The following is a 17,968-nucleotide window of genomic DNA, read 5'->3' on the forward strand; positions in this document are numbered from 1 at the left end:
CGCTCCCAACCGATCCATTCAGCCAAGCCAGTGTCAGGCGCGCATGACTTCGTCTGGTGGCCGATCCCTGTCATCTCGCCCCAAGGGACTGTCATCCTGTCGCCCCAAGGGACCGTCATCCGGTCGTCCCAAGGGACAGTTGTGCGCATGGAGCCGGGGAGTTTGGGTGGTGGTGAGTAGTATTCGTGGCCGGTCGGGGTGACGGTGAGGATGTCGCCCCGGGTCCCCTCGGGCCGGGTGCCGTCGGGGTCTTCGCACCCGACGACGTGCCGTTCCCAGCCGGGGGATTCCTTGGCGTGGTTGCACGCCTCGCACAGGCCCTGCCCGTTCTCCACGCTCGTCTCCCCGCCCGAGGCGACCGGGACCACGTGGTCGATGTGCCGGATCGGGGCCTCGCAGTACGGGGTCCGGCAGGCCTGGTCCCGGGTCTGGATGAACTCCGCCAGGGCCCTCGGGAAGCGGCGCAGCCGGGAGTCCATCGCGGCGAGCTCCCCCGTGCCGGGATCGAGGTAGAGACGCCGCAGCCACACCCCCGCCAACGACGCAGCACCCCCAGAACGCCCACCACCGGCAGGCAGGCCACCAGGGCCGTCGGCAGGAACCGCCGCCGGACCCCGGGGCGACCCCGAAGCCGCGGCGGCCGCGCTCTCCGAAGGGTCGGCGGCCGCAGTCTCCGAAGGGTCGGCGGCCGCGCCCGTCCGCGGCTGCGCCCGCGGGCGTCCGGGCGGTCCCGGCTGTGGTTCCGGCCGCGGCCGTCCGGGCGGTTCCGGTCGCGGTGGCGGCGACCATCGCGCGGGCGTGCCCGGCGGGGATCCTGCCGTAGCCCTGGAGCAGGGCCGGCTCCCGTCCGGCGCCGAAGAGGGAGGAGTCGGTCATGACCAGCCCCACCCGCAGCGGCACCGCGTCGGCGTGCTCCTGCCCGGTGACGCGCTCGACCAGGGTGTCCGCGGCGACCTGCCCCGCCGTCCTCGAGTCCCCGGCCGCGCGTGCGCCGGCCCCCGCCGCGCGCAGGGCCCCGGCGACGGCGGCGGCTTGGGCGGCGGGGAGGATCGCGGTGAGCTGGGCCATCGCGTCCGGCAGCCGCCGCAGGGTCACCCGCCGACCCTGCCCCGCCCGCCTCGCCCGGGCCGCGGCGGCCCGGTCGTCCACCGCGTCGACCGCGGCGCGCACCGCGTCCTGGACCCCCCGGTCGCCCAGGCCCTCCAGCCGGCGCGGGTGCCCGGCCAGGGCCTCGTCCACCGCCGCCCGCTCCGCCGGGGAGAGGACCTCGACCCCCTCCGCGACCCACACCGCACGGTCCTCGCTCAGCTGCCCGGCGGACAGGGCCCCCAGCGTGCACGGCAGGTCGGCCACGAGCCGCCTCGCCGCGGCCAGCAGCCTGGCCCCCCGGGCCGGGGAGACCCTCCGGGCCAGGGCGATCTGCGCCGACGCCGAACGCTCCCCCGCCCTCGCCGCGGCCCGCCCCGTCCGGGACTCCAGGGCCGCGGCCCGGGGGTCCATCCCCGCCTCGCACAGGAGCGCGAACTCCACCTGCACCCTGGCCTGCTCCGCCGCCGCGGCCGCCTTGAGCCGCTCCAGCGCATCCAGCCGGTCGATCAGCCCCGGACCATCCAGATCCCCCAACAGGCCGGGCAGCCCCAGCCGGGCGAGGAACGACACGACCTCCGAATTCGACGGCCCACCCACCGGACGGGCCACCAGAGCACCCAGCGCGCTCCGCCAATCCTCCACAGGAGCACTGCCCTCAACGAGCGCACCATCGTCCAAAGGAGCACCCGGAAGTCCGGCACGCGCAGCGGGTGCGGGAGACTCGGCGCGTGCCTCCGCGGCGCGGGTCGGCGCCGCGGCGGAATCAAGAGACGCCTCGAGGGAGGGCGGTGTTTCCGAGGATGGAACGAGCTGTGTTTCCGAGGAGGGAAGACGAGGGGAACCACGCAACGCGGCGGAATCGCCTGTATCCGAGGGAGCCGTAGACGTGGAAGCACCAGCGGCCGCCGAACCACCTGAACGTGCCGAACCCCCCGAACGAGCCGAACAGGTCGGATCGCCTCCACGAAGCCAGTCCCCCACCCCCACCATGGCCTCAGTCTATCGAAGACCTATTCGAAAAGCAAACACGTGCTCAAACAAATCTTCGATGACGTGCGGCGATGATGTGAGAGCCCAGCTACTGGGACCCCGGTCGCAGAGCAAACAGCGGCGTCTGCAGAGCTCGTCGGGGGGCGGGGATCTGAGGGGTCAGGCTCTGGAATCGAAATCCTCAGTGCCCCATTCGCGGTAGATCTCTGGGCTGCGGTCGTGCAGGTACGGCACGTCCCTCCTAGCCGCCTCGACGCGCTTCGGGTCGAGGTCGGCGAACAGCAACTCCGCGCCCTTCCCGGCCTGAGCGTGCAGGTCTCCGAAGGGATCGGCGACGACGCTTCCCCCCGACAGCGCGAAACCGTCCTCGACGCCGGAATGATTCGCGTAGGCCACGTAGAGCTGGCTTTCGAGCGCACGCGTGGGGATCAGCCGCTGAGGAATCCTGTCGTATCCCGTCCCCAAGGCCGTCGGGACGAGGAGCGCCTGCGCCCCCCGGAGCGCCGCCGCACGGGCGGTCTCGGGAAACTCGATGTCGTAGCAAACGGCGATCCCGAGTCGCATCCCGCAGAAGTCGACGACGACGGGCGGCGCCGTACCCGGGGTGAAGACCTCCCGCTCCTCCGGCCCAAAGAGGTGCACCTTGACGTAGTGGGCGAGGAGTCTGCCGTCCGCTCCGGCGAGGCTCGCCGTGATGCGCCACCGGCCGTCGTGGCTTTCGGGAAGGTCATCGCCCTGAGGAGGGCCTAGCTCGGGCAGGCTGTAGAGCAGTCCAATCTCGTGACGGCGTGCAATGTCCAGCAGCGGCTGTGCGATGCCAGGGAGCTTTCCTGGGTCCAGTTCTTCCCTCAGGCGGTAGGGCGCATAACCCACGGGGAATAGTTCGGGAGTCACGAGGAGGTCGGCGCCGCCCTCTCGCGCCAAGCCAGCAGCCGCTTCGATGGCGGAAAGGTTTGCATCGACGTCGAGCACGGCCGACTCCCCTTGCATGAGTCCGAGACGCATCGGCCCCTCCTCTACTCGAGTGGAGGCTTCAGATTAGCGGGGGCAAGGACGAGAAGACTGTGGATGATTTGCACCAGACACAACCGTTTGAGGGGCGAATCGTCCTGAGATCGTCAGGCTGGCTGCACGCGGTGAACGCCAAGGCGCTCGGCAGTGCCCTCGACGGCCGCGGCCAAGGCTTGGGCGTTCTCGGCACCGATCAGAGTGCACGTGGCCGACTCCCATGCAGCGACAATCGTGTTCATGCGCGCGAGCCTTCCCGCCCCGTGATCGGAGAGCCGGACAGTGATGCGGCGTCGGTCGTTCGGCGTCGGGAGACGGTAGACGGACGCATTGTCCTCCAGCGCATCGACAATCCTGCTGAGGGATGCGTTGGGCAGGCCCGAGGAGGCCGCGAGATCGCCCATGCTCGGCGCCTCCAGCTGAGAGACCAGCTGCAGGATCCGCCACTGCTCGACGCTGGCGCCTTCTTCGCTCAGGGCAAGGGCGAGGCCCTCGAGCATGCGTGCTCCGACGCCGGAGAGGGTAACGATGACTTGCGACAGGGATACGCTGTGTTCGCTGTCCCCCGGTAAGGCGGGCATGGCATCCTCCTCGATCGCCCCAGCCATTTCGATGCGGCAGGACCCTTCTGTGACCCCACCCGTCAGCCTAGTGCTTCCGAGCACGCTGATGCTCCGCGGCCCCATGCCGGGAACGCTCGGCATCGGGCTGCTTGCGCCGCTCTCAGGCGTCATGGGCATAGCCGGGCCATCGATCCTCAATTGTGCCCAGCTGGCTGCAGAGTACGTCGCCGAGCGTACCGGCTTCCATCCCGAACTCGTACCGATCGACGCCGGGCAGCGCCCTGCCGAGGTGGCGCGGGCTGTCCGACAACTCCTCGACTCCAGGGTGGTCCAAGGCCTTGTCGGAGCGCACACTTCCGACGTGCGGGTCGCGGTCTCGAGAGTCGTTCCCCAAGAAGTGCCCTATATCTTCACTCCGCCGCACGAGACGGGGTCTGGTAGGCCAGGCACGGTGTTCACCGGCTCGGCACCGCAGCTCCAGCTGAGGCATCCCCTCGAATGGACCATCCGGCACCACTCGGTGCGCCGGTGGGCGCTAGTCGGCGGCGACTACGTGTGGCCCCGACAAGTGCACAGTGAGGCGCGCCGGATCCTCCGAGCCCTCGGGCAGGAGATCGTCCTGGACCGGTTCGTTGGCCTGGGATCCGTGGACCCCGAGCGCCTCGTGGACGAGGCCCGGAGGAGCAGGGCAGAGGCGATCTTGGTCTCGCTCGTCGGCCGCGACGGGATCACCTTCCATCGCGGGGCCGCCGAGTACGGAGCCGACAGGCAGTTCGTGCGCCTCTGCACGGCACTCGACGAGAACTGCCTTCTCGCCATCGGTGGAGACAGCACGGGGATGCTCTATTCCGCGATGCCCTCCTTCATCCTCCAGCAGGACGACGAACACCAGAACTTCCTCGAGCTCTATCTGCGACGCTTCGGAGTGACCGCCCCGCTCCCGGCGTCGTACGCCGAAGGGTGCTACGACGGCGTGCTGCTGCTAGCCGAACTCTGGATGAGCGATCTCTTGGATTCCATGCCCCCGGTGCACGCCGCCCTGAGCCTTGCCGCGGCGTCGAAACGTCCGGGACGCGCCGTCGTCGGCCGCTCCCCCGGGGGACGGCTGGCGCGTGCAGAAGGCACGGAGCTAGTGGTCATCGATCAGGTGAGCATGTAGCATCAAGTTATTTCCATCTGGAAATAACTTGGACACCGCGGACGCAGCGGTCCGTGGCCGAGCATTGGACGACTCAACGGCGATGAACTCAGAACCTCGTCAACCTTATGACGCCCCGGCCCTTCCCGCGAACATCGAGGGCGCCGGCGCCGCGACCGGCACGGACATCGGCACCGGCATCGAAGAATTCGGCTACCGCCAGGAACTCAAGCGCACGCTGAAGTTCTCCGACCTCCTGGTCTACGGTCTGATCTTCATGGTGCCAATCGCCCCCTTCGCGATTTTCGGCAGCGTCTTCCAAGCCTCCGGCGGCATGGTCGCCATGGCGTACATCGTCGGCATGCTCGCCATGATGTGCACGGCAAACTCGTACGCACAGATGGTCCAGGCATTCCCGATGTCGGGCTCCGTCTACACGTACGTGGGGCGCGGAATCACCCGCATCCTCGGATTCGTAGCGGGCTGGATGATCCTCCTGGACTACATCCTCATTCCCGCCCTCCTCTACTTAGCGGCCGCCATCGCCATGAACGGCATGATTCCCGCGATCCCCCTGTGGGCATGGCTCGTCGCATTCGTGCTGCTCAACACCCTCATCAACTATCTCGGCATCGAGTTCACGGCGAAGGTCAACAAGATCATGCTCGTGCTCGAACTCATCGTGCTCGCGATCTTCCTCGTCATCGGATTCGTTGCGGTTGCCAACGGCCAGGGCACGTTCAGCTTCGACGCCTTCTTCAACCCGCACACCTTCGACCCGTCGCTCATCTTCGGCGCTGTCTCGATCGCTGTGCTCTCGTTCCTCGGCTTCGACGGCATCTCGACGCTCGCCGAGGAGAATGCCGGCTCGACCAAGTCCCTCGGCCGCTCGATGATCGCATCCCTCCTGCTCGTGGGCGTGCTCTTCGTCGTCCAGACCTGGGTCGCCTCGATGCTCGTGCACGATCCCGCAGGGCTCCTCGCCAACGGCGATCCGAATGGGACCGCCTTCTACGACGCCGCGAAGAACGCCGGCGGCGCGTTCCTGTTCATCCTCACTGCCGCGGCGACCGCCGTCGCGTGGGGCTTCGCGAACGCCCTCGTCGCCCAGGCGGCAACGTCGCGCCTCCTGTTCGCAATGGCACGCGACCGCCAGCTTCCGGCGTTCCTCAGCCGCGTTCACCCGAAGCGTGGCGTGCCGGTCAACGCGACCTTCCTGGTCGCGGCCATCTCGCTCGTGCTCGGCCTCTACCTCGTGACGCAGCCGAACGGCCTCACCGAGATCTCGACGCTCGTCAACTTCGGCGCTCTCACCGCGTTCTCGCTGCTGAACATCGCCGTCGTCTGGTGGTTCGTAATTCGTCAGAAGTCGCGCCGCTGGTTCGTTCACCTCGTTCTGCCGCTCCTCGGTCTCGCGATCCTCGTGGCCGTCATCATCAACGCCAACATCGCCGCGCAGGTGCTCGGTGTCCTCTGGCTCGTCATCGGCCTGATCCTGGCGTTCTTCCTGCTCAAGGCAGGGCGCATGACTGACCCTTCGGCTGCAGCCACCTCCCCCATCGACGAAAAGGAGGTTCGCTGACATGGCGATCCACACGCTCAAGCCCACCCCGGAGCAGTACTCCTACGTCTTCGGAGGGTCAAAGCCTCTCCTGAGCGTCAAGCCCGGGGACATCGTGGAGGTCAGCACCGAGGACTGCTACGGCGGACGGGTGAACTCCCCGGACGATCTGCCGAGCGAGGTCGTCCCGTTCGCCGAGCTGAATCCCGTCTCCGGGCCGATCGAGGTGGAGGGGGCCGAGGTCGGGGACGTCCTGGCGGTGCACTTCATCTCGATCGTCCCAGCACGCCCCTACGCGGTCTCCAGCACCTTCCCCCACTTCGGCGCGCTGACCCCGACGCACGAGACTTCCATGCTCTCCGCTCCCCTCGAGGAGCGCGTCTGGTTCTACGACATCGATCTCGACTCGTGGACGGCCACCTTCCGGGCGCGGAACTCCGACTACGAGCTCTCCCTTCCGCTCGATCCGATGCACGGGACCGTCGGCGTCGCCCCCGCGAGCGGTGAGGTCCGCCTCGTCGTGACGCCCTCGACCCACGGCGGCAACATGGACACCCCCGAGGTCCGGGCCGGGACCACCCTCTACCTGCCCGTGAACGTACCCGGGGCGATGCTCTCGCTCGGTGACGGCCACGCGCGGCAGGGCGAGGGCGAGGTGTGCGGCACTGGGCTGGAATCGGCCATGAACAGCGTGATCGCCGTCGACGTCGTCAAGGACGGGGCGCTGAGCTGGCCGCGCCTCGAGGACGACGAATACATCATGAGTACCGGCTCGGTCCGTCCGCTCGAGGACGCCTACCGGATCAGCCAGACCGACCTCATCGGGTGGGCCTCCGAGCTGACCGGCCTGGACACGCTCGACGCCTACCAGCTCGTGAGCCAGCTCGGCCTCGCCCCGGCGGCCAACGTCTGCGACCCGAACTACACGATGCTCGCGAAGCTGCCCAAGTGGGCCTTGAAGTCCGCCGAGGCGTACGGCGGCGTGCACCGTCGCCTCCGCGCCGCGGCGGAGGACTACAGCGCCTAAGGAAATCACATGACCCGACAGCACTCGATCGCGAGCGGCCCAGCGCTCGTCTCGGACCTCGCCCCCGGCGTGAGCCGCCCGTCGTCTCCGATCCAGTAGGACGAGATGTGGTCGGACGCCTCGCCGCACACGAGGAGGAATCGACCCGACGGGTCGATCGCGCTCCCGCACGGCTGCGCCTCGGTCGAGGTCCGGGACACGAATTCGAGCGTCCCGTCGTCCTTCACGGCGAAGCCCGAGATCGTGCTCGTCGAGCGCTCCGTCGTGTAGAGGAAGCGATCGTCGGGGGTGAGGCGGAGGTCCGCCGCCCACACAACGCCGGTACCGGGATCGGGCGTGCTCGCCGAACGCACGGGGCCCGGCGCCAGGCCGAGCCCCTCGACGGCCGAGATCCGCTGGAGGAGTTCGAGGCCGCCCGATTCGGCGTCCCTCGCGTACACGGCGATCTCCCCCGTGAGCTCATGCACCACGTAGGCGCGGTCGCCTGCCTTGTTGAGGCGCAGGTATCGCGGTCCCGAGCCGCGCTGCGCGGCGACCGACCCGCTAGGGGTGATCGCGCCGTCGTCCGCTCGGGTTGCGCCATCGTCGTCCGCTTTGAACCAGCTCACTCGGTCGTCTCCCAGCGACGTCGCGTAGACGAAACGACCGTCCGGGCTGAAGGCGACGCAGTGCGTATTGGCGCCCGTGTCATAGCGGGCGGACTTCCCGCTGTTCGCTCCGGGGAGCGGCACCCTGTCGAGCCGCCCGTCTCCATAGGACGCGCTGAAGAGGCTGCGGCCATCCGGTCCGAGCGCCACGAAGCAGGCCGACGCCGGGAGGTCGCGGGCCGCGCCTTGGGCCACTGCGCCCGTCGGGTCGAGCGAGAGGGCGACGGCGCGCGGTCCGCTTCCGTCGGTCCCCCCACCATTGCACGCGGCGTACGCCGTGCCCTGCGGACCCAGCGCGAGAGCGGCCACGCCGGGGAGGCCCTCCGTGCGCGCGAGCGGCTTGAGCGCTCCCGATCCGGCGTCGAGCTCAAGGAGGTCGACGGCGCCGGCCCCCGTGCAAGCGACGAGGACGAAGGTGCGCTGGGCCAGGCTCTGCTCAGTCAAGGATCCGCCTTTCTGCAACGCCTCGCCTGCGCGAGGACAACTACGGGGTCCATACCCCGCTGCTCGGGGGTGACACGTGGGCCCCGCTCCCTGAACCTAGGTCCCCGGACCCCTTGCCTTTCGCCTCCGAGGTTCCTAGGCTCCTATGAGTCGGGAAACCGTTTTCTCGGTAGCCTGTTTCGAAAGGAAACCCTCCCTTGGCACGACTCTTCGAAGAACCCTGGGTCATCGGCATCATCATCCTCGCGGCGCTGCTCCTCTTCGGGGCACCCAAACTGCCGGGCATCGCTCGAAGCGTGGGCCAGTCCCTCCGCATCTTCAAGACCGAGGTGAAGCAGTTCAAGGAGGAGGCCTCCCCGGCGGACATCACAGCCTCCATGAGAACCGCCGAACCGCAAGACTGAGGGAGACGGCGGCGAGAGCGGTCATCTGGAAGAACCTCCCCGCCGAGGGAGTATGCCTGTGGGTGATGAGGCATGAAGGCCGTCTCGGGCAGGTCTCCTCGACGCTCGGGGAGTACCGGTACGACACCGTCAACGTCTCCTCGGGGACCGGAGATCGGTGTCGGTGAGCCTCGGAATGTCCCGGGCGACGTTCTACCGGCGCTCACGGGCGCTCGTCGTTCTCGCCTCCAGCCCTCGCCCCCGCCGCTGTTACATGTAACAATGGTGGCATGGCTGATGTGAAGGACCGCGTGGGAGAGCACCGGCGCCGGATGCGCGAGCAGGGCTTCCGACCGATCCAGGTCTGGGTTCCGGACACCCGCGCCGCAGGCTTCCGGGACGAGGCGCACCGGCAGGCGGCCACGGTCGCAGCCGCGGACGCGGGCACCGACGACCAGGACTTCATCGAGGCCGTCTCCGCGCCCTGGGACGAGGATTGATCCGCGGCGAGATCTGGACTGTGGCCGGCGGAGTCTACGCGAGCAAGCCCCGGCCCGCCCTTGTCATCCAGGACGACCGCTACGACGCAACCGACTCGGTAACCGTCCTTCCCCTCACGTCGCACCTGGTCGAGGCGCCGCTGCTGCGGATACCCGTACAGCCCTCCGAGCTCTCCGGGCTCCAGCGCGAAAGCCAGGTCATGATCGACAAGCTCACCACCGTGCGCCGCTCCAACGTCCAGTCCCGCATCGGACGGCTCGCCCCGACCCAGCTGGCAGCGGTCGAGCGGGCGCTGCTGGTTTTCCTCGGCATCGCCTAACCAACCGAGGCCGGCCATCCGCCCTCGACCCTCCGTCTTCCCGCCTGATCGGCGCCGGACACACCCAAGGCTCAGCCTCTTCGCGGGACCGGGAGTGCCGCCAGAAAAAGGGAAAGCCCCTCGCGAGAGGGGCTTTCGACGGATTGGACACTTGGTGCTGAGTATCGGTCGTCTCTGACGTGCTCCTCCTCCCCCGGCCAGACAAGGCCGATAACGGCTTTGGCAGTAAAAGATGCTAATAAAGGCCGGGGCTGCCTGTCTAGACCGATAGTCCCTCTGGTGTGGCCGCCCTCAGTCCTTGAAGGAAGGCATCCGGCGCTGCTCGGCTACAGGGAACTCGAGCCGCGTCGACGGGATGCGGGCAAGGTCCAGGTCTGCGACGACGACGCCGGGGTCGGAGCCGAGCAGGGCGAGCACGTCGCCCTGCGGATCGATGAGGAGACTGCTGCCGATCGAGATGGGGGGAGCCTGGCAGGAGCCGGCCACGAAGACAGCGTTGTCGATGGCCCGGGCAGCGGAAAGTGTGCGCCACTGCTCTGTCTTGAGCTCTCCCGGCACCCACGACGCGCCGAGCGCGAGCACCTGCGCGCCGGCGTCCACCAACGCGGCGGCGAGCTCCGGGAAGCGCAGGTCGTAGCAGGTCATGAGCCCGAAGGTGACCCCTCCGGCGTCGAACGTCACGGGCTGCGCGAGGGGAGCCGGGGAGATGAAGTCGGATTCGCGCTGTCCCTGAGCATCGAAGAGGTGGATCTTGCGGTAGGCCGCGACGAGCCCGCCATCGGGTGCGAACGCCGCGAGCGTGTTGTAAGGCCGGTCCGATGCCGGGCTGGCCTCCACCACCCCCGCCACGAGCGTGATGCCGTGACGGCGGGCGATGGAGGCCAGTTCCGAGCAGACGGGACCGTCGAGCGGCTGGGCCGCGCGGGCGAAGGTCTCGTCGAGGCGCTTCTTCTCGTACGTCGCGTATTCGGGGAACAGGACCACCTCGGCTCCGAGCCCCGCCGCCTCTTCCGAGAGCCGTGCAATCTCGGCAAGGTTCGCCGCGACATCATCGGTGGAGGCGGGCTGGGCGACGGCGACGCGCACGGTGGGGTTCCTCTCGGTCAGACGAGTGCTGCCTCAGCAGTCTGCATCTCCGGCGGCGCCTTGCGGAAACCGCGCGTGATGGTGGCGAGCACGAGGACCCCGACCACGAGCCATGAGAGGCCCAGGGTGAGCGCGTTCGAGTCGAGCTGTGAGAGCAGGTACGCGCAGACGATCGTCCCGACCCCCGGCACCAGCAGGTAGCTCACGCGATTGAGCCGGACACCGCGCTTGGTCTCGCGGAAGTAGTGGAAGATGACCGAGACGTTGACGAGGGTGAACGCCGTAAACGCACCGAAGTTGATGAACGAGGTCGACGTCGAGACGTCCAGGAACATGGCAATCAGCCCGACAGCGCCCGTGATGGCGATGTTGATGACCGGGGTGCGGAAGCGCGGGTTGAGGCGACCGAAGAGCTTCTTCGGCAGGACCGAATCACGCCCCATCGCGTACATGAGGCGGGACGCGCTCGCCTGGGCTGCGATTCCCGAGGCGAACTGGGCCACGACCATGCCCGCGAGGAACACCGCGGCGAAGAGGTTCCCACCGATCTGGACGGCGATCTCAGTCGCGGCCGAGTCGACGTTGGCGAAGTCGCCGCCCGGGTGCACGAGCTGTGCGGCGTAGGAGACGACGATGAAGATCCCGCCGCCGATGAGCGCGACGAGCATGATCGCGCGTGGCACGGTCTTCTGCGGCTCGAAGGTCTCCTCGGTGAGGGTGGTGACGGCGTCGAAGCCGAGGAAGGAGTACGCGGCGATCGCGGCGCCAGCGGTGATCGGCCCGAAGCCGGTGCCCGGATTGGCGAATGGGGTCACGCTGAAGAGGCTCCCGGAGCCGTGCGGGCCCATGATCGAGCCGATGGAGAGCACGACGAACACGAGGATGACGAGCATCTGGAACGCCATGAGGAGGAAGTTGGCCTTGTCGGCGACCTTGATGCCGAGCACGTTGAGCGCCGTTGTGAGGACGATGTAGGAGATGATCCAGACCGGCATCGGGACGCTGGGGAACGCCGAGCCGAGGTATGAGGCGCCGATGAGCCAGATCACCATGGGAAGGAACATGTAGTCCAGGAGCATCGCCCAGCCCACGAGGAAGCCCACCCGGGAGTCGATCGACTTCCGCACGTACGTGTACGCGGATCCGGACACCGGGTGCGCCACGGACATGCGCCCGTAGCTGTGCGCCGTGAACAGCATCGCGACGAGGGCCACGAGATAGGCCGAGGGGGTCGCCCCCGCCGTCGTCTGGGCGATGACGCCGAAGATGCCGAGGACGATGAGCGGCGCGAGATACGCGAGCCCGAAGAGGACGAGCGACGGGAGCCGCAGCGTCCGGGTGAGGGTTGCCGACGAATCGGTCATGAAACGCTCCTGACTGTGGCGGGGACCACGTCTACGTGGCCGGTGGTTGGCGATGAGCCGGTGGCTGGGGATGAGAAGGTCGAGGGCTGCCACGTCCGGGGGTCGATCCGGCCGCCGTAGACGGGAAGCTGGATGGCGGGTTCGCCGGGCCGGAACTGAGACCACATGCGGTTGACGCCTGCGGTCCCGTGCGCGCGCACACGGTCGACGGCGGCCAGGTCGAGGTCCGCGGCGAGGAGCATCGGTTCCGCGTCGGGAGCCTCGGCGATGACGCCCCCTTCGGGGTCGACAATGAGGCTCTGACCCATCCCGGTGGGCCCGGCGCAGTTGACGCTCACCACGAAGACCTGATTGACGATCGCGTTCGCGCGGGCAAGCACGAGCTCTTGGGCGCGGTCCGCCGTCGTCGTCTTCACGACGTTGAGGATCACCTCGGCGCCCATCCACGAGAGCTGCCTCGTGGTCTCGGGGAACCACGCGTCGTAGCAGATGTTGAGGCCCACGCGGCCGATCCCGTCGAGGTCGAGGACGGCGAAGCGGTCGCCCGGCACGTACGGCTCGTGCGGACGCCAGGGGAAGATCTTGCGGTAGCTGCCCGCGAGCCTTCCCTCAGGCGAGAGGACGATCTGCGTGTTGAACAGCTCGCCGTGCTCGCCGAGTTCGCACACGCTCCCGGGCGCGAGCCATACGCCGAGCTCGGATGCGAGCGAGGCCAAGGCCTCGACCCGGGGTCCGTCCAGCGGCTCGGCGGCGCCCCGGAGGGCTTCCTCGCGCTGGAGGTCCGGATAGCCGTCGCCGAACAGGTGGAGCTCGGGGAAGGCGAGGAGCTTGGCCTCCGGGTGCCGCTCAAGCGCTCGGCGCGCTTCGTCGGCGAAGCCGTCGAGCGGTGCCCCGATGAGCTGCGGCGGCGCTTGGACGACCACAAGGGGAAGATGACGTTGCAAGGCGGACCTCGTCTTTCGGTGTGACGTCAGCCATAATAGATCAAGCTGATCCATTAAAAGAAAGCCGGCCTCTTCGAGGAACAGGAGCCTGAATTGACGCTCATCGACGACGCCTCGCTCACGGGCATCGAACGGCGTAGCGCGATCGACGCCGTGCGCATGAGGATCGGCGTCGCGATCCGGCTGGGACTCCTCAAACCCGGCGAGCGGCTTCCAGACAAGGAGGAGGTAGCGCTCGGTCTTTCCGTGAGTCCCATGACCGCCCGCCGCGCGCTCGCCTCGCTAGCGGACGACGGCGTCGTCGTCCGTCTTCGCGGACGTGGCGGAGGCACTTTTGTCGCCGAGGATCCCCCCGCGGAAGTCCTACGGGGCCTCACGATGCCGGCGTCCGAATTCTCACAGATCCATCGGCTGATCGACCGGCGGATGCTCTTCGAGACCTCCGTCGGGCACTTCGCCGCCCTCAATGCAAGCGAGGAGCAGCTCTGGGAGCTCGAAGCACTCACCGCGCGGATGGCGGCGACGAGTGGGTGGGCCGAGTACCACCAGGCCGACGCAGCCTTCCACGAGCTTGTGGGGCAGGCGTCGGGTCTGGGCGCCGCCGTCGAGGAGTACCAGCACTCGCTCGACGAGCTCTACGCCTTCTTCGTGCCCTACCCGATCGAGCAACTGCACGTCGCCAATCGCGACCATGCCGCGCTCACTGAGGCGTTCCACGCCAAAGATGCCGTTGCCGCCGCAGCCGTCTCCCGCAAGCACGTCGAGACGCTCCACCGGACGATGGTGGTGGGGCTGCTGACGGAGTGAAGGCGCCCGCTTACCCAAACGTGAACGAATAGAGCTCCAGACCTGGGCTGGCAGTCACCTCGAGGGTCCCCGTCTGCGTGCTCGGAGCGTCGAGCAGGAGATACGAGCGTGGGGTCCCAGATACGGTGATGGTCTTCTGCCCCGCCGGGCCGCGGACCGTGAGCGTCCCGCTCCCGCCGAGGACAGCTTCGACCTTACGGGCGTGGAAATCCAACCGCACCCGGGACGGTGGCTGGGACGGGCCATTCGACGCGGGGGCCACGATGCGCTGCGTATCGAGCGCCCAGGGCCCGGCCAGGGCAAACGAGTCCGGCCGCTGCGCCTGGGGATAGGAGAAGTTGCCCGGCCCCGCCGAATAAGGCTGGGCACCCGCATAGTTCACCTGCTTGGCGACGCCGAGGAACGTCTCCGGGGTGGTGCTTCCCGGAACGGGCGCGGTGTCCTTGCCCTCGACCGGCTGCGGGAGCGAGATGCCGGGCCGGGCCTGTGCGAGCAACTGCCGCACGAGGGATTCAGTGGTCTGGTAGCCCCCCTCGCCCTGCTGGATGTGCCGGACAGTGCCGTTGGCGTCGATGAGGTACTGAGCGGGCCAGAACCTGTTCCGGTACGCGGTCCACGTCCCGTACGAGTTGTCCATCGCAACGGGGTAGTCGATGCCGTGCTCGGCGATCCCCGCCTGAACGTTGCCCTGCACCCGCTCGAATGCGTACTCGGGCGTGTGGATCCCGATCACCTCGAGCCCATCGGACTTGTACGTGTCGTTGAGCTGGACGATGTGCGGCAGTGAGCGCTGGCAGTTGATGCACGAGTACGCCCAGAAGTCGATCAGCACCACCTTCCCTCGCAGCTGGCTGAGGGTGAGCGGCTGCGAACCGAGCCATGCCGTGACGTCGTGGAGGGCCGGTGCTGGGCCGCAGTCCTGAAGGGCGGTCGCGTTCTGCGTGCATCGGTCGAGGCCGCGGTTCTCATCGGTCACGAGGCCGCCGAGGTCGAGGGGGTTGCCGGCCGAGGGGGCAAGGCGGTCCTGAAGCCCCGCAGTGTAATCGGGGATGAGGCGCTGGACGGCGGCCGGGAGGTCGAGGGCCAGCCCGGCGGCGAGCGCGATCATGAGTACGCCGGCGGTGATGCGGATGGCGCGCTGGCGGCGCCGGAATGACTTCAGCCGCTCTGCAAGCCCGCGGCCGGCGAGGGCGAAGAACAGCAGCGGGACCGAGACACCCAGTGCGAACGAGAGCGTCAGGGCGATCGTCTCCGGCCCGATCCTCCCCGTGGCCCCCGAGACCGTGATGGCCGCCAGAACCGGCCCCGCGCACGGGACGAACACGGCCCCGAGGGCCAGCCCTAGGCCGAGGCCGCCTCGCCGCGCGTCGACTCTGCGCGCAGGAATCCAGGAGAAGGGCTTCTCGAGCAGCTCCTCGACGCGCGGAATCATGAGTCCAAGTCCAACGGCAGCGAGGACCCCGATCCCGGCCCACCGGAAGAAGTCCTGCGGGAGGCCGAGAAGTCCGAGTACAAGCGAGCCGAGCAGGGTGAACGCGCTGAAGCTCAGTACGAGTCCCGCGATCACTTGGTAGGGCCGCCATCGCGAGGCCTTCCGGGCTGGAACGGACGACGGCGCCCCGGGGCGCGCGCTGTCGAGCCCACCGGAGACGAAGATCACCGGCAGAACCGGGAGGATGCACGGCGAAATGCCGGTGATGAGGCCACCGAGGAAGCCGATGAGGATGTTCGCGCCCATGCCCTCGGTTCGAAGTGCCTACCCGAACCGGATTGGCCGCATTCCAATCCGCTCCCGCACCTGCTCCGAACCTCATGTGCAACCCCGGCGGACCGGCGGGGGAATCCGATGAAACAGGAGTGAAGCCATGAAGAGCATCCAGCGCACCTCGGCCGTCGTCGGCCTCGCCGCCCTCACGGCCCTTGGCCTTGCCGCGTGCGGGGGGTCGACGGCGGCGAGCGGGGGTTCGTCGTCGTCCGCAACCAGTTCGCCGAGCGCGATGAGCAGCCCGATGTCGCCCATGGCCTCCGCCTCGGCCTCGGCAGACCCAGCAGCCGGCCTGGTCGGGCCCGGCTGCGCCTCGTACGCACAGTCGAACCCCAGCGGCCCCGCCTCGGTCCAGGGGATGGCGGCAGATCCGGTTGCCGTCGCTGCATCGAACAATCCGATGCTGACCACCCTCGTCTCGGCCGTCTCCGGCAAGCTCAACCCCAAGGTCAACCTCGTCGACACGCTCGACTCGAGCCAGTTCACGGTCTTCGCTCCCGTCGACTCCGCCTTCGCCAAGATCGACTCGAACACGCTCGGCAGCCTCAAGACAGACGACGCGACGCTTAAGAAGATCCTGACCTATCACGTCGTCGCGGGGCAGATCGAGCCGTCGTCGATCGATGGAGACCACACGACCGTCGAGGGCCAGAAGCTCACGGTCACCGGATCGGGCAACAGCCTCAAGGTCAACGGCGCCAACGTCATCTGCGGCGGCGTGCACACGGCCAACGCCACGGTGTACCTGATCGATTCGGTCCTCATGCCTCCGGCCAACTAACCCCAGCCGTAGCGAAGCCCGCGCGAGCGCCGTCCGGCCCCGAACCGGGCGGCGCCTGCTCCCGTATCCGCCGAGCCTAGGGAGTCCCAGTGCCCAGACGTGAGACAGTTGTCTTCATGCCGGACCGAGACGCGGGCAGTGCCGCTGCCCCCGACATCGACGTGCTCATGGCCCGGGTCGCGGCGGGCGATCAGGAGGCCTTCGGGCGCCTCTACGACGCGCTGGCCCCGCTCGTGCATGGGCTCGTGCTGCGTGTCGTCCGGGACCCCGCCCAGAGCGAGGAAGTGACCCAGGAGGTCTTCCTCGAGGTCTGGCAGCAGGCCAAGCGCTTCGACGCCGACCGGGGCCGGGCCCGCGCCTGGATCACGGTCATGGCCCACCGCCGCGCCGTCGACCGGGTCCGCGCGGCCCAGGCCTCCGCGGACAGGGACCTCCGCGAGGGGGCCAAGGACTTCCGGGAGAGCTACGACGACGTGGAGCACCGCGTCGAGGTGGCCCTCGAGAGCGAACGGGTGCACAGGGCGCTCGAGTCCCTCACCGAGGTCCAGCGCCAGGCGATCCGCCTGGCCTACTACGGCGGCTACACCTACGGCGAAGTGGCCGACGCCCTGGGGCTTCCCCTCGGCACCGTGAAGACCAGAATCCGCGACGGCATGATCCGTCTCCGAGACGTGTTGGGAGTGAGCCATGGATGACCAGCTGCACCTGCTGACCGGCGTCTACGCGCTCAACGCGCTCGACGGCGAGGAGCGGGGCCGCTTCGAGGACGGCCTCCCGTTCGGGCATCCGACGGCCCAGGAGGCACGCGAGCTGAGCGAGACCGCCGCGCTGCTCGCCGCAGGGACGACCCCGGTCGCCCCGCCGCCCGCGCTGAAGGAACGGCTCATGGCCCAGATCGCCCTCACGCCGCAGGCCGAGGTAGCGCCCGAACCCGTGCACGACGAGCCCGTGCAGGAAGAGCCCGTGCACGAAGAGGCACCCGGCCGCCTCGGGGAGGGCCGTCGTCGTGTCTTCCCGACGAGCGCACGGTCCTTCCCAACGAGCGCACGGTCCTTCCCGACGAGCGCACGGTGGCTCGCTGCTGCCGCCGCCGTGCTCCTCCTGGCCGCCGGCGGTGCCGGAGTGTGGGGGTTCCAGCAGCAGCAGGAGCGGGACCAGGCGGTCCAGGCCCTCGCCGCGGCCCAGGGCTCGCGCTCCGCCGTGATGGACAGGATCCTCTCCGCACCGGACGGGAAGGTCCAGGAGGTCGCCGCACCCGGGGGCGCGACCATGCTGATCGCGCACTCGAAAGACGCCGGGGTCGCCGGCGTGGTGACGATCGGGATGGCGCCTCCGCCCCAGGGCAAGGCCTACGAGCTCTGGCTCATCGACCCGGCCGGTGCCGCGAAGCCCGCAGGCCTCGTCAAGGCAGGAGACGGCTCGACCTGGAACGAGCTCTCCGGGGGCCTGGGCAACGCCGCCTACCTCGGCGTGACGGTCGAACCGGCCGGCGGATCGCCTCACCCCACGACCAAGCCGATCCTGCTCCAGAGCCTGGCCTGAGGTCTTCGG

At 68.7% G+C, this 17,968-nt stretch carries 17 protein-coding genes and 2 pseudogenes; 10 read left to right on the forward strand and 9 right to left on the reverse strand.

The window, feature by feature from the left end; translation table 11 throughout:
* Positions 1-268: 268 nt before the first annotated feature.
* From L0M17_RS23065 to L0M17_RS20540, 4 genes and pseudogenes are all read right to left on the reverse strand, one after another.
* Positions 269-530, reverse strand: a pseudogene (locus tag L0M17_RS23065) (HNH endonuclease); the annotation flags it as partial.
* A 193-nt stretch (positions 531-723) separates the two neighbouring features.
* Positions 724-2,079 (reverse strand): annotated as a pseudogene (locus tag L0M17_RS20530) (DUF222 domain-containing protein); the annotation flags it as partial.
* Between the two features lie 159 nt (positions 2,080-2,238).
* The gene (locus L0M17_RS20535; RefSeq protein WP_241056215.1) at positions 2,239-3,084 is read right to left on the reverse strand and encodes a carbon-nitrogen hydrolase family protein; all 846 of its coding nucleotides are present in this window, start codon (positions 3,082-3,084) and stop codon (positions 2,239-2,241) included.
* Between the two features lie 113 nt (positions 3,085-3,197).
* A complete protein-coding gene (locus tag L0M17_RS20540; RefSeq protein WP_241056216.1) occupies positions 3,198-3,668 on the reverse strand; it encodes a MarR family transcriptional regulator in 471 nt (156 codons plus the stop codon).
* Positions 3,669-3,717: 49 nt separating this feature from the next.
* On the opposite strand from L0M17_RS20540, the gene L0M17_RS20545 reads away from it, so the two are divergent.
* From L0M17_RS20545 to L0M17_RS20555, 3 genes are all read left to right on the forward strand, one after another.
* Positions 3,718-4,809 carry a substrate-binding domain-containing protein gene (locus L0M17_RS20545; protein WP_241056217.1) on the forward strand — a complete coding sequence of 364 codons (1,092 nt, stop codon included), beginning with the start codon at positions 3,718-3,720 and terminating at the stop codon, positions 4,807-4,809.
* 82 nt (positions 4,810-4,891) lie between these two features.
* On the forward strand, positions 4,892-6,370 hold the full coding sequence (locus tag L0M17_RS20550; protein ID WP_241056218.1) for an APC family permease: 1,479 nt from the start codon (positions 4,892-4,894) through the stop codon (positions 6,368-6,370).
* Position 6,371: 1 nt separating this feature from the next.
* Entirely contained in the window at positions 6,372-7,376 is a 1,005-nt protein-coding gene (locus L0M17_RS20555) for an acetamidase/formamidase family protein (RefSeq protein ID WP_241056219.1), read from the forward strand.
* A gap of 5 nt (positions 7,377-7,381) precedes the next feature.
* On the opposite strand, the gene L0M17_RS20560 is transcribed toward L0M17_RS20555, so the two are convergent.
* Entirely contained in the window at positions 7,382-8,467 is a 1,086-nt protein-coding gene (locus L0M17_RS20560; RefSeq protein ID WP_241056220.1) for a lactonase family protein, read from the reverse strand.
* 197 nt (positions 8,468-8,664) lie between these two features.
* On the opposite strand from L0M17_RS20560, the gene L0M17_RS20565 reads away from it, so the two are divergent.
* The 3 genes from L0M17_RS20565 (at position 8,665) to L0M17_RS20575 (ending at position 9,670) form a co-directional block, all read left to right on the forward strand.
* Entirely contained in the window at positions 8,665-8,871 is a 207-nt protein-coding gene (locus L0M17_RS20565; RefSeq protein ID WP_241056221.1) for a twin-arginine translocase TatA/TatE family subunit, read from the forward strand.
* Positions 8,872-9,140: 269 nt separating this feature from the next.
* Entirely contained in the window at positions 9,141-9,350 is a 210-nt protein-coding gene (locus tag L0M17_RS20570) for an antitoxin MazE family protein (protein ID WP_241056222.1), read from the forward strand.
* Positions 9,347-9,670, forward strand: coding sequence for a type II toxin-antitoxin system PemK/MazF family toxin (locus L0M17_RS20575; protein WP_241056223.1), 324 nt, complete (start codon positions 9,347-9,349; stop codon positions 9,668-9,670). Before L0M17_RS20570 ends, L0M17_RS20575 begins: the two co-directional genes overlap by 4 nt.
* Before the next feature lie 291 nt (positions 9,671-9,961).
* Here the strand turns inward: L0M17_RS20575 and L0M17_RS20580 are convergent, their stop codons facing one another.
* From L0M17_RS20580 to L0M17_RS20590, 3 genes are read right to left on the reverse strand one after another with little or no spacing between them, the layout of a single operon-like run.
* Entirely contained in the window at positions 9,962-10,756 is a 795-nt protein-coding gene (locus L0M17_RS20580) for a carbon-nitrogen hydrolase family protein (protein ID WP_241056224.1), read from the reverse strand.
* Between the two features lie 17 nt (positions 10,757-10,773).
* A complete protein-coding gene (locus L0M17_RS20585; protein WP_241056225.1) occupies positions 10,774-12,120 on the reverse strand; it encodes an APC family permease in 1,347 nt (448 codons plus the stop codon).
* Positions 12,117-13,043 carry a carbon-nitrogen hydrolase family protein gene (locus L0M17_RS20590; RefSeq protein ID WP_241056226.1) on the reverse strand — a complete coding sequence of 309 codons (927 nt, stop codon included), beginning with the start codon at positions 13,041-13,043 and terminating at the stop codon, positions 12,117-12,119. Before L0M17_RS20590 ends, L0M17_RS20585 begins: the two co-directional genes overlap by 4 nt.
* 114 nt (positions 13,044-13,157) lie before the next feature.
* Here L0M17_RS20590 and L0M17_RS20595 point away from each other — a divergent pair, with 114 nt between their 5' ends.
* The gene (locus tag L0M17_RS20595; protein WP_241056227.1) at positions 13,158-13,871 is read left to right on the forward strand and encodes a FadR/GntR family transcriptional regulator; all 714 of its coding nucleotides are present in this window, start codon (positions 13,158-13,160) and stop codon (positions 13,869-13,871) included.
* A gap of 10 nt (positions 13,872-13,881) precedes the next feature.
* On the opposite strand, the gene L0M17_RS20600 is transcribed toward L0M17_RS20595, so the two are convergent.
* A complete protein-coding gene (locus L0M17_RS20600) occupies positions 13,882-15,609 on the reverse strand; it encodes a cytochrome c biogenesis protein CcdA (RefSeq protein WP_241056228.1) in 1,728 nt (575 codons plus the stop codon).
* 127 nt (positions 15,610-15,736) lie between these two features.
* On the opposite strand from L0M17_RS20600, the gene L0M17_RS20605 reads away from it, so the two are divergent.
* The 3 genes from L0M17_RS20605 (at position 15,737) to L0M17_RS20615 (ending at position 17,959) form a co-directional block, all read left to right on the forward strand.
* On the forward strand, positions 15,737-16,417 hold the full coding sequence (locus L0M17_RS20605; RefSeq protein ID WP_241056229.1) for a fasciclin domain-containing protein: 681 nt from the start codon (positions 15,737-15,739) through the stop codon (positions 16,415-16,417).
* A gap of 116 nt (positions 16,418-16,533) precedes the next feature.
* On the forward strand, positions 16,534-17,112 hold the full coding sequence (gene sigK, locus L0M17_RS20610) for an ECF RNA polymerase sigma factor SigK (protein ID WP_241056230.1): 579 nt from the start codon (positions 16,534-16,536) through the stop codon (positions 17,110-17,112).
* Complete coding sequence (locus tag L0M17_RS20615; RefSeq protein WP_241056231.1) at positions 17,105-17,959, forward strand: anti-sigma factor; 855 nt, start codon at positions 17,105-17,107, stop codon at positions 17,957-17,959. Before sigK ends, L0M17_RS20615 begins: the two co-directional genes overlap by 8 nt.
* Positions 17,960-17,968 lie beyond the last annotated feature (9 nt).

It is taken from the genome of Sinomonas terrae (genome assembly GCF_022539255.1).
GTDB classification, from domain to species: domain Bacteria; phylum Actinomycetota; class Actinomycetes; order Actinomycetales; family Micrococcaceae; genus Sinomonas; species Sinomonas terrae.

What these genes read in the sequence shown, in the direction of transcription:
- L0M17_RS20540 (WP_241056216.1), bottom strand. Translation starts at nt 3,668, where the DNA reads ATGCCCGCCTTACCGGGGGACAGCGAACACAGCGTATCCCTGTCGCAA.
- L0M17_RS20555 (WP_241056219.1), top strand. Translation starts at nt 6,372, where the DNA reads ATGGCGATCCACACGCTCAAGCCCACCCCGGAGCAGTACTCCTACGTC.
- L0M17_RS20600 (WP_241056228.1), bottom strand. Translation starts at nt 15,609, where the DNA reads ATGGGCGCGAACATCCTCATCGGCTTCCTCGGTGGCCTCATCACCGGC.
- L0M17_RS20535 (WP_241056215.1), bottom strand. Translation starts at nt 3,084, where the DNA reads ATGCGTCTCGGACTCATGCAAGGGGAGTCGGCCGTGCTCGACGTCGAT.
- L0M17_RS20550 (WP_241056218.1), top strand. Translation starts at nt 4,892, where the DNA reads ATGAACTCAGAACCTCGTCAACCTTATGACGCCCCGGCCCTTCCCGCG.
- L0M17_RS20615 (WP_241056231.1), top strand. Translation starts at nt 17,105, where the DNA reads ATGGATGACCAGCTGCACCTGCTGACCGGCGTCTACGCGCTCAACGCG.
- sigK (WP_241056230.1), top strand. Translation starts at nt 16,534, where the DNA reads ATGCCGGACCGAGACGCGGGCAGTGCCGCTGCCCCCGACATCGACGTG.
- L0M17_RS20585 (WP_241056225.1), bottom strand. Translation starts at nt 12,120, where the DNA reads ATGACCGATTCGTCGGCAACCCTCACCCGGACGCTGCGGCTCCCGTCG.
- L0M17_RS20570 (WP_241056222.1), top strand. Translation starts at nt 9,141, where the DNA reads ATGGCTGATGTGAAGGACCGCGTGGGAGAGCACCGGCGCCGGATGCGC.
- L0M17_RS20605 (WP_241056229.1), top strand. Translation starts at nt 15,737, where the DNA reads ATGAAGAGCATCCAGCGCACCTCGGCCGTCGTCGGCCTCGCCGCCCTC.